This window comes from [Phormidium] sp. LEGE 05292 (genome assembly GCF_015207735.1).
Classification (GTDB): domain Bacteria; phylum Cyanobacteriota; class Cyanobacteriia; order Cyanobacteriales; family Aerosakkonemataceae; genus Floridanema.
On record NZ_JADEWG010000068.1, the window covers coordinates 24,481 to 35,043 of the forward strand.

A 10,563-nucleotide genomic window follows, 5' to 3' on the forward strand; every position below is an offset into this window, starting at 1 on the left:
TGGACTGGAACAACTGAAATTTAGTTGTTGCCACCAAAGTAACCCCCCAACGCCACGATTACAAGGGAATAACTTCTCATTTCCTGCTATGCTAAAAGATCTTGATGTGCAAAGTCGGAAAAAATGCCTGCGCCAACTCTCCCCCAAATTACTGCTTTTCCCTTAACTGCTGTTGTCGGACAAGAAGCAATCAAGTTAGCATTGCTGTTGGCAGCGGTCGATCCTGGATTGGGAGGTGTAGCGATCGCAGGTCGCCGTGGAACCGCTAAATCAGTGATGGCGCGTGCTTTACACTCCCTTTTACCACCAATTGAAGTCATCAAAGGTTCCTTCTGTAACGAAGCACCTTCAATAACAGAGTCTCAAGAAACCCAAATCATCCCTGCGCCTTTCGTGCAAATTCCCTTGGGAACTACCGAAGACAGATTACTCGGCTCCGTAGATGTGGAAAAATCTGTTAAACAAGGAGATACTGTCTTTCAACCAGGGTTACTTGCTTCCGCCAACCGAGGTGTTCTCTACGTTGATGAAATTAACCTCCTCGATGACCAAATTTCCAACCAACTTTTAACAGTATTATCTGAAGGACGCAACGTAATAGAACGGGAAGGAATTAGTTTCGAGCATCCTTGCCAACCTTTATTTATTGCCACTTATAATCCAGAAGAAGGGCCATTGCGGGAACATTTGCTTGATCGCATTGCCATCACTCTATCAGCAGACGGGGTTTTAGGATTAGACGATCGTGTACAAGCAGTCGAACAAGCATTAGAATTTTCTCGTTCTCCCCAACAATTCCTCACCCAATACACCGAAGACATCGACAACCTGAAAACCCAAGTCATTCTAGCGCGAGAATGGCTCAAAGAAGTTACCATCAGCAAAGAGCAAATTACCTATTTAGTAGAAGAAGCAATTCGCGCCGGAGTAGAAGGACATCGCGCCGAACTCTTCGCCGTTAGAGTCGCCAAAGCAGCAGCAGCATTCGACGGACGAAACGCCGTCAACTCGGAAGACTTGCGTCGCGCCGTAGAATTAGTCATCGTTCCCCGCGCCACAGTCGTCCAAACACCCCCAGAACAACAACCACCTCCACCACCTCCACCACCCCCACCACCAGAAGATCAATCTGAAGAAGAACAAGAAGAAGACGAAGAGGAAAAAGAAGAACCCGAAGAACCTCAAGAACAGGAAATGAATGTTCCTGAAGAATTCCTTTTCGATCCAGAAGGCATAATTCTCGATCCCACTGTGCTCTACTTCGCACAAATGGCGCAACGTCGCGGAAAGTCAGGAACTCGCAGCAAAATCTTTTCCGATGACAGAGGTCGTTACGTTAAACCTATGTTACCTAAAGGTCGCGTGCGCCGCATAGCAGTAGATGCCACCTTACGCGCAGCTGCACCCTACCAAAAAGCAAGGCGCGAACGTCAACCTGACAGAAAAGTAATTGTTGAACAGGGAGACATTCGTTCTAAACGCCTAGTCCGCAAAGCCGGATCTTTGGTAGTTTTTGTAGTAGATGCCTCTGGTTCAATGGCATTAAATAGAATGCAATCAGCAAAGGGCGCGGTAATGTCGCTACTGACCGAAGCTTACCAAAACCGCGACCAAGTGGCGCTAATTCCGTTTAGAGGAGAACACGCCGATGTGCTGTTACCGCCAACTCGTTCCATTGCTTTAGCAAAGCGGCGCTTGGAACTTTTGCCTTGTGGCGGTGGTTCACCCTTAGCGCATGGTTTAACTCAAGCAGTAAGAGTGGGAATAAATGCCCAGATGTCGGGAGATATAGGTCAGGTTGTTATTGTAGCGATAACTGACGGACGTGGCAATATCCCTTTGGCACGTTCTTTGGGAGAACCAATAGCGGAAGGGGAAAAACCGGATATTAAAACTGAATTGTTGGAAATTGCGGCGAGAATTCGCGGTTTGGGAATTCAGCTTTTGGTAATTGATACGGAAAATAAGTTTATTTCGACTGGTTTTGCTAAGGAGTTGGCAAAGAATGCTGGTGGGAAGTATTATCATTTACCGAAGGCGACGGATCAGGCAATTGCTGGGGTGGCGAAAAGTGCGATCGCAGACCTAAAATCTCGTTAGGTTGCGAAAATCAATTTTATTTTTAAACCGCAAAGGACGCAAAGGACGCGAAGGAAGAGAAGAAAGATGAGTTTTGTTTTGCCACCAGAATGCGTTCTTCGTCCTGCTTCTGCTAGTGATATCTGGGAGATTCGGAAGTTGGTTTTTAGTGCCAAGTTAGATCCGACTCAGTTACGCTGGCAACAATTTTCAGTGATTGAATGCGATCGTAAAATCGTCGCTTGTGGGCAATTACGTTCTTTTTCTGGGGCGCAAGAATTAAGTAGTTTGGTAGTTTTACCTGCTTGGCAAAAACAAGGTTTGGGAAGTTATTTAGTTAAACATTTAATCCAGCAATCAACTCAACCTCTGTATTTAGAATGTGCTAGTTGGTTGGAACAATTTTATACTCGGTTTGATTTTGTCTCCATTTCTTGGCGAGAAGTTCCATCACCTTTGAAAGAGAAATTTCGGATTACTCAATTTGCAACTAAGGTAATTCCTGTGATGTCTCTAAAAGTGTTGCAATATCGTAGTGTTCCTGAAGAAACTCGACAGTTCTAGCTCCCTTCACACCCTATACATCAAAGCTTCTAGCTTTTGAGTCTCCCTGCCGCCTCTAAGCTCGGTATGTGACATTTTTTTTACATACCGATGACAAAACAGAACAAATGTACTATAATGTATTCAACAGTCAGTCGAGCTAGACAATTCTCTGGAAAAAAGCTCATCCCCTGTTCAGTATTTGTGTTCCCAATCAAATAAAAATGGGCATTCTAATCTAAAGCAGTGCCCAGTCTCAGCTTGTTAACCTAAAATCAGGAGAACCAGCATGAATAATGTTGCCGTAAAAGACAGCAAAACCAAAATTTTAGAAGCATTTCAACGCCTCCTTGCAGAAAAGCAAAAGATTGATTCCAAAGTAGCTACCAAAGAAGAGGAAGCGGAGAAAGAAAAGAACAAAAAAACTATCGAAGTCGCTTCTACATATACAGTTGATAGTATTGTCAAAGGTTTAGCAGACCTACAATTAGAATTTGGCAGCATTATTACCGGGCTTTCCAGCAAATTAACCGCAGAAACTACCAAACTCGACGAACTCAAAAAAGCAATTGTAATTGAAAATCAGCATTTACAAGAACTTCAGCAAGTGCGAGTGGTAGCTGATGCGTTGCACATTTTAAACCAAGAACATCAAGAAAAACTGAGATCGATCGAAGAAAATGCCACAAATCAGCGAGAAACTTTAGATAAACAAATCACTGAAACTCGTAAAAATTGGCAGAAGGAACAAGAAGAATTTACCACAACAATTAGAGAACAAACTGAATTATTAACAGCAGAACGGCAACGTCAAGAGGCAGATTATCAATATGAATTAGAGCGCGATCGCAAAATTAAAACCGATGAATATGAAGAGTTTCGCCGCAAATTAGAGCGAGAGTTACAACAATCTAACCAAGAAAAAGAGAAAGATTGGACAGAACGGGAACGAATTTTAACCACCAATCAAACATTGTTTGAAGAATACCGGAAAAAAGTCGAAGCTTTTCCCGCAGAAATGGATGAAGCGACTAAGAAAGCTTATGGAGAAGGTATTTCTGAAGTTAACCAAGAAGCGAAAGTCAAATCCGATTTATTTGAGAAAGAATGGGAAGCTAGCAAACAATCTTACGAATTAAAAATTCACGCTTTGGAACAAAAAATTCAACGCCAAACCGAACAAATTACTGAGCTTACCAATCAACTACAAAACGCATTGAAACAAGCCCAAGACTTAGCAATGAGAGCTTTTGAAAGTTCTTCCGCCAAAACAACCAAAGTTCAATAAATTGGAACTCTTCACATTGGCAAATTCTTTGGAGTTGAATAATGACAGTAAGAAAACCTAACGAGAAAAATACCAAAGCGGAAATTTTGACAGCCTTCAATCAATTATTAGAGGAGAAAAAATCTGTAGAATCCCAACTGGCACAATTAGCGAAAGAACAAAAATTATCAGAAAGTAAACAGGTAATTGAAGTCAAGCCAGTGGAAGAAAAAAGAACTATGAATTCAACATTAAACGGTGCCGGAAAACAAAAAATACAGCAGACTATTGACAGTCTCGCTAATTTGCAATTAACCTTTGGTACTGCTGTCAGCGACTTATCAGAAAAACTTACGTTAGAAGCTGCTAAATTACAAGAAATTCAGCAGTTAGTGACAACGGAAATTCAAGAATTACAAGAATTACATAATTTAGAGGAAATAGATGATGATACTCTCGATGAATTAATTACTCAATATCAACAAAGTGCCAAAGCATTTGCTGAAGAATTTAGTCAACGACGAGAAACTTTAGAGCAAGAAATTCTCGAAGGGAAAAAAGCTTGGACAAAAGAACAAGAACAGCAACAACGAACTATTAAAGAACGCAACGAGACACAAACAAAAACTAAGCTTCGGGATGCCAGCGAGTACAAATACGAATTAGAATTGCAACGCAAGTTAAATACTGACGAGTACGAACAAGTGCAGAAAGCTTTGTATAACCAATTAGAAGAGTTACAGCAAACTCAAGAAAAACATTGGGCGGAACGGGAAAAAACCATTTCCGAACGGGAAAAACAATTTGAAGAATACAAAACTAAAGTAGAGGCATTCCCTAAAGAATTGGAAGCTGCTGTGAAAAAATCTAAAGAAAACGGTAGAGGTTTGGGGCTTTATCAAACTAAGGTAAAAGCAGATTTACGCGCTAAAGAAGTAGAAGGAGAAAGGCGAGTTTATGAATTGCGGATTCAATCTTTAGAGGAAACAATTCAAAACCAAGAAACGCGGATTAATAATTTGGCGAAACAGCTTGATTCGGCGTTGAAACAAGTGCAAGATTTAGCGGTGAAAGCGATCGAAGGTTCTTCCAATATCTCCTCATTCCAAGCTGTCAAAGAAATTGCTTTAGAACAAGCCAAAACCAAAACTAATAATAAGTAACTTTTTTAAAATTAAGGTGGGGTAATACCCGCCTTAATTAACTTGCTAAACCAGCAGTTTGAGGAGATAACATAGAAATTAATTGATCTAGTCCTTTTTGTAAATGTCTGGTTACTGTCATTGGGCTAACGCCAATTTTTTTAGCTGCTTCTTTGCGGGGTAATTCCCGGAGAAATACGCACTCAATAGCAGCTCTAGTTTTTTCTTCTAATTGATTCATTGCACCTTGCAATTGCTGACGATCTTCTTCCAAATATTGGAAAGCTTGATAGCGAGAATCAGCTAAAGTATCTCCTAAACTAACCACAGTATCAATTTGATTACCAACGGTAGCATCTAAACTCAAAGGCTGACGATTTTGGGCAGCTAATTTGCTTTCTTGCCATTCTTGAACAGAGATATCAAGTGCTTTGGCTATTTCTGCATCACTTGCCGATCGACCAAACTTAGTCGCAAATTCCTTTTGAATTTTTTCCCCATCACTATATAATTCTTGCCAACGTCTAGGTACTTTTACCACACTGCTTTTATCACGCAAAAAGTGGAGCATTTCGCCGCGAATATAAGGAATGGCAAAAGAACTAAAAGCACATCCTTGATGAGGATTAAAACGTTCGATCGCCCTAATTAAACCAATATAACCAATTTGTTCTAAATCTTCATAAGGTTCAGCACATTGATGTGTGAATCTATGGGCAACCTTACGCACTAATCCAGCGTGAATTTGGACTAATTTATTTCTTTTGGCAACTGAAGGATTATTGTGGTAGGAAATTAGGAGTTCCATTCCATAAGAACTAAGATCAATTTGAGTTGCTGTCATAAGAATCCTCTGCGGGGAAACCCTTTCTTTAAGTACAGTTCTTAGGCAAAATCTCGTAGGGCAAGAATTCGAGTATTAACCCTATCTGAATTTATTGTCTTTAGTTCAACTCAGATTCACCATCGTTCTTCCACTGAAATATTTGCAGAATTAATCCAACGATTCCGCAGAAATACGTAAGCATTAGCGCGAAAGATGCGCTAAAATCCCAAATTTTTTTGTTCCAAGCTAAACTACCCGCGATGCCCCTCCTAGCTCATAAAGGAAAATCTGGGTAAAAATGGAATTAAATCGCAAATATAGTCGATTAATCAAGACACATAAACAAGCAAAATGAGCAACACTAGCAACTTCCGCGAAGCAATTCGCCAATCTAAAAGCCAAGCACTTGTAGGCCCTAATGTGATCGCTAACGCCCTCCCTTATGTCGGCGGTGGTTTGGTTTTAACAGCATTAGGTACTTATGGCGGTTTGGGGGTGATCAATACCTACCCAAACTTATTCTTCCCAACTTTCATCGGCGCAGTTATCCTGGAGCTAATTCTTTTTTTCGTAGCCCAAGGCGTTGCTGAAAAAGGCAAAAATAGTGTGGCACTACCCCTGCTGGCTCTCTACAGCCTGCTAACTGGCTACACTTTAAGTGGATTAGTTTTTGTGGCGCTCAGAACGCCAAATGTCGGCATTCAAGGCATTGGAATTGCTGCCCTTGGTTGTGGCGTTACCTTTATTGCCGCCCGTCAAATTGGTTCAAATTTATCAGATCCTGACGGCATGGCTTTGGCGAAAACTGTCAGACTAGGCATCATTGCTTTAGTTGTAGTTTGCCTTGCCCAATTCCTGTTTGCCATATTTGGTGTGTTCACACCTAGTTGGCTAGAAATCGCTATTTCCGGTATCGGTGTATTTCTGTTTGTCGGTTGTGCTGTAGTAGACTTCTACGTTTTACCCCGTAGCTATCGCGACGATCAGTATTTACCCGCTGCACTGTCAATGTACCTAACCTACATTAACCTGTTCATTTTCATTCTGCGGCTAATTATCGCTATCAATGGTCGTGATTAATTAACCAGAGGGGCTCCAGGGGCTCCAGGTGTCTTCCCTACCCCCAACCCCTAACCCCTCCCTAGTCCCTAGTCCCCTTTCTGCCTTAGAGCCTTTTACAGTTAAGATAAAAAGTAGTCGATCGCTACACAAAACACCATGCTCGAACTAGTAGACATCAAACGCGAAATCGAAAGTTTATCTCATCGCCTGGGTAAAACCCAGGACTATCTTTGACATACCTGCTCTGACTGCTAAAATTCAAGACTTAGAGCAGATAGCGTCTCAACCAGAATTTTGGAACGATCAAGACTCTGCTCAACAAACTCTGCAAGAACTGAATGATTTTAAATCGCATCTACAGCAATTTTATGACTGGAAAAGTAGCTTGGAAGATACGAGAGCGATCGTAGAATTGCTAGAGTTAGAAGCCGATACCGCATTATTAACAGAAGCCCAAACTAACCTCAGTAACCTAAACCGAGAACTAGAACGTTGGGAATTACAACAGCTATTATCCGGCCCTTACGATAATCAAGGCGCAGTATTAACAATTAATGCTGGTGCTGGAGGTACAGACGCGCAAGACTGGGCAGAAATGTTGCTGCGAATGTACACCCGTTGGGCAGAAACTCAAGGTTATAAAGTGCATTTAGCAGAAATCTCCCAAGGCGATGAAGCAGGAATCAAATCTGCCACCTTAGAAATCGAAGGGCGTTACGCTTATGGTTACTTAAAAGCCGAGAAAGGCACCCATCGTCTAGTCAGAATTTCGCCCTTTAATGCTAACGGGAAAAGACAAACCAGCTTTGCCGGAGTGGAAATCATGCCAATTCTCGATCACTCTGTAGAATTGGACATTCCAGAAAAAGACTTAGAAATTACTACCTCTCGTTCTGGTGGTAAAGGTGGGCAAAACGTCAACAAAGTAGAAACAGCGGTGCAAATTAAGCATATCCCTACAGGTATTGCTGTCCGCTGTACTGAAGAACGCTCTCAGCTACAAAACAAGGAGAAAGCCTTAGCTAGACTCAAAGCAAAGTTACTAGTTATTGCCCAAGAACAACGCGCCAAAGAAATCGCCGAAATTCGCGGAGACATAGTAGAAGCTGCTTGGGGCAACCAAATCCGTAATTATGTATTCCATCCCTATCAAATGGTAAAGGATGTCCGTACCAGTGTAGAAACTACTGCGATTACGGATGTCATGAACGGCGAACTCGATCCTTTTATCCAAGCCTATCTCCGCCAAGAAAATCAATTAGTAGAAAGTAACTCAGTGTAAGCACAAGGGAACTCCTGAACAGGGAAAGTGGGGAGGTAGGGAGAGTATTTCTCCCCATCTCCCCATCTCCCCATCTCCCCATCTCCCCACCTCCGTGTTGATTGTCCTCAATAATTTCTGAGGATCAGTAATTTTATACTGTGAAGAGACTAATCAAACTTGTTAGAGTGAAAAGGAAAAATGGTAGCTGGTATCTTCTCTAGAATTAAAAATCGGTATGAGTAACCCAATTTCACCCACCCAACCACCGGAAAATTCCCCAAGTGAAACTACCACGCCACCCGAAGGAACTACTGGCGAAGCGCAGCCAAGTTATGTGAAACTAGCGATGCGTAACATGGTACGTAAGCGTGGTACTTCTGTGAAACACTTTTTTCTGACGACTATTAGCTTGTTAGGGTTTCTAATTGGTCTTTCTTATCTAACTCGTTGACAAATAGAAAAAGTTGGTCGGGAATTCGGAATTGGAGGATTTGGCGTGGAAGTAGAACTGAATGTACAGGATTATTTTTCGGAGTCATCCCTAATAACTGGAGTTGATGAGGAAACCTGGCAGAACTGGTTCTCCGCTTGGCTAGAAACTTTGCAATCCAACAATTCCTCAGCAAAAAGCTATGAACTCAGCCTCCGCCTCACTGACGATGCGGAAATTCACTCTCTCAATGCTCAGTATCGTCAGCAAGATAAGCCAACAGATGTTTTGGCATTTGCGGCTTTAGAAGTTAATATTCCTCAGTCAGATGAAATGCTAGAGTGTTTGCCGCTATACCTTGGTGATATTGTAATTTCTGTTGATACTGCTCAACGGCAGGCAAAACAACAAGATCACTCGTTGCAAATAGAGTTAGCTTGGTTAGCTGCTCATGGCTTACTTCATCTTTTGGGATGGGATCATCCTGATGATGAGAGTTTGAGGCGGATGCTGCATCAACAGACTAACTTGCTGGAAACTATTGGCCTTGCTATTTAGACAAAATAAGTATCTCTTATGTCTGTGCAGGCAGTAGAACGGGTTGATTTTAATTTATTCTTTTCCCTGTGTGTGCTAGACATGAAACTGAATCAACAGCTGATGCCATCAAAAAATTCTAAGTCCTCAAATCGCCATATCGTAGCTACTACTTCCGCTTCCGTGTCGGGTGATGTTTCGCCATCAAAGAATAATTCAACGGAACAGGTAGGACAGTCAAAGCGTGACCTGGCTTGGCAGGTTGCCTCTAATTTACTGGTAAGTTTTAAGTATGCTTGGGCAGGACTGACATACGGTTTTGGTACCCAACGTAATTTTCGGATTCATGTGGCGATCGGCATTTTCGCAATTTCACTGGGCGTTTTTCTTCATCTGAGTCCAGTGGAAATGTCGCTGATTGGAATTACGATCGGACTAGTTCTGGCAATGGAGTTAATCAATACCGCAATTGAGTCGGTAGTTGACTTAACTGTGAAGCAAACTTACCATGAATTAGCTAAGATTGCTAAAGATTGTGCTGCGGGTGCGGTGCTAGTTTCTGCTCTGGCATCTATTTTAGTTGCTGGTTCGTTGTTGTTGCCGCCTCTGTTTACGCTAATGGTGCAATCCAATCTGTTTTCGATTTTTAATTAGCGATTTTAGGTAGGGAAATTGAAAATTGTCGCTGTTTTCTTGACCTCTAGCTATAGCGATCGGGTCAATCTAAAATCGGAAGTCGGAAATTGAAAATTGGTTGGCTAAAGGAGTATAAAAATTTGATTTTAGTAATTGATAATTACGATAGCTTTACTTACAATCTGGTGCAGTATTTGGGAGAATTAGCTTCTGAATTCCCTGTAGCTGCTGATATTCAGGTTTACCGCAATGACCAAATTACTTTAGAGCAAATTCGCCAACTCAAACCAGACGGAGTGGTAATTTCTCCAGGCCCAGGAAGACCAGAAGATGCGGGAATTTCTCCTGATTTGATTCGGGATTTGGGTGCAAGTTTACCAATTCTCGGTGTTTGTTTGGGACATCAGGCAATGGGTCTGGTGTTTGGCGGTAAAATCGTTTCTGCGCCTGAGTTAATGCACGGTAAGACTTCGCCAGTCCATCACAAGGGTGTGGGACTTTTCCAAGATGTGGAAACTCCGATGACTGCTACTCGTTATCACAGTTTAGTTATTGAGAAAGAATCTTGCCCAGAAGTTTTGGAAATTACCGCTTGGGTAGAAGATGGCACGATTATGGGTGTGCGCCACCGTGATTATCCCCATATTCAAGGAGTCCAGTTTCACCCAGAAAGCATTCTCACCAATTCTGGAAAGCATTTGTTGCGAAACTTCCTGAAATCCCTTTAGGAGCAGAGGGGCAGAGGGGCAGAGGTGCAGGGGTGCAGGGGTGCAAGGG

11 protein-coding genes are annotated in these 10,563 nt (G+C 42.1%); 10 read left to right on the forward strand and 1 reads right to left on the reverse strand.

Going from position 1 to position 10,563, the window contains the following annotated elements; all coding sequences use genetic code 11:
• Nucleotides 1-123 precede the first annotated feature (123 nt).
• From bchD to IQ264_RS18675, 4 genes are all read left to right on the forward strand, one after another.
• Nucleotides 124-2,100, forward strand: coding sequence for a magnesium chelatase ATPase subunit D (bchD, locus tag IQ264_RS18660; protein ID WP_193982309.1), 1,977 nt, complete (start codon nt 124-126; stop codon nt 2,098-2,100).
• Between the two features lie 66 nt (nt 2,101-2,166).
• Nucleotides 2,167-2,643, forward strand: a complete 477-nt coding sequence (locus tag IQ264_RS18665) for a GNAT family N-acetyltransferase (RefSeq protein WP_193982310.1) — start codon at nt 2,167-2,169, stop codon at nt 2,641-2,643.
• Between the two features lie 268 nt (nt 2,644-2,911).
• On the forward strand, nt 2,912-3,910 hold the full coding sequence (locus IQ264_RS18670; RefSeq protein ID WP_193982311.1) for a hypothetical protein: 999 nt from the start codon (nt 2,912-2,914) through the stop codon (nt 3,908-3,910).
• 41 nt (nt 3,911-3,951) lie between these two features.
• Entirely contained in the window at nt 3,952-5,052 is a 1,101-nt protein-coding gene (locus tag IQ264_RS18675; RefSeq protein WP_193982312.1) for a hypothetical protein, read from the forward strand.
• A gap of 37 nt (nt 5,053-5,089) precedes the next feature.
• Here IQ264_RS18675 and IQ264_RS18680 read toward each other — a convergent pair whose 3' ends face one another.
• Nucleotides 5,090-5,875: an RNA polymerase sigma factor SigF gene (locus IQ264_RS18680; RefSeq protein ID WP_193982313.1), complete on the reverse strand. Its 786-nt coding sequence runs from the start codon at nt 5,873-5,875 to the stop codon at nt 5,090-5,092.
• A gap of 333 nt (nt 5,876-6,208) precedes the next feature.
• Here IQ264_RS18680 and IQ264_RS18685 point away from each other — a divergent pair, with 333 nt between their 5' ends.
• The 6 genes from IQ264_RS18685 (at nt 6,209) to IQ264_RS18710 (ending at nt 10,514) form a co-directional block, all read left to right on the forward strand.
• Nucleotides 6,209-6,937 (forward strand): Bax inhibitor-1 family protein, encoded by a 729-nt coding sequence (locus IQ264_RS18685; protein ID WP_193982314.1) that lies wholly within the window; start codon nt 6,209-6,211, stop codon nt 6,935-6,937.
• A gap of 138 nt (nt 6,938-7,075) precedes the next feature.
• A protein-coding gene (prfB, locus tag IQ264_RS18690) for a peptide chain release factor 2 (RefSeq protein WP_193982315.1) occupies nt 7,076-8,201 on the forward strand; the annotation gives its coding sequence in 2 pieces (ribosomal slippage) (nt 7,076-7,150 and nt 7,152-8,201; 1,125 coding nt in all).
• A 217-nt stretch (nt 8,202-8,418) separates the two neighbouring features.
• Entirely contained in the window at nt 8,419-8,634 is a 216-nt protein-coding gene (locus tag IQ264_RS18695; protein ID WP_193982316.1) for a DUF3285 domain-containing protein, read from the forward strand.
• Nucleotides 8,635-8,679: 45 nt separating this feature from the next.
• Nucleotides 8,680-9,171, forward strand: a complete 492-nt coding sequence (ybeY, locus tag IQ264_RS18700; protein ID WP_193982317.1) for an rRNA maturation RNase YbeY — start codon at nt 8,680-8,682, stop codon at nt 9,169-9,171.
• A gap of 102 nt (nt 9,172-9,273) precedes the next feature.
• Nucleotides 9,274-9,804, forward strand: coding sequence for a diacylglycerol kinase family protein (locus tag IQ264_RS18705; protein WP_193982319.1), 531 nt, complete (start codon nt 9,274-9,276; stop codon nt 9,802-9,804).
• Between the two features lie 122 nt (nt 9,805-9,926).
• Nucleotides 9,927-10,514: an anthranilate synthase component II gene (locus IQ264_RS18710; RefSeq protein ID WP_193982320.1), complete on the forward strand. Its 588-nt coding sequence runs from the start codon at nt 9,927-9,929 to the stop codon at nt 10,512-10,514.
• Nucleotides 10,515-10,563 lie beyond the last annotated feature (49 nt).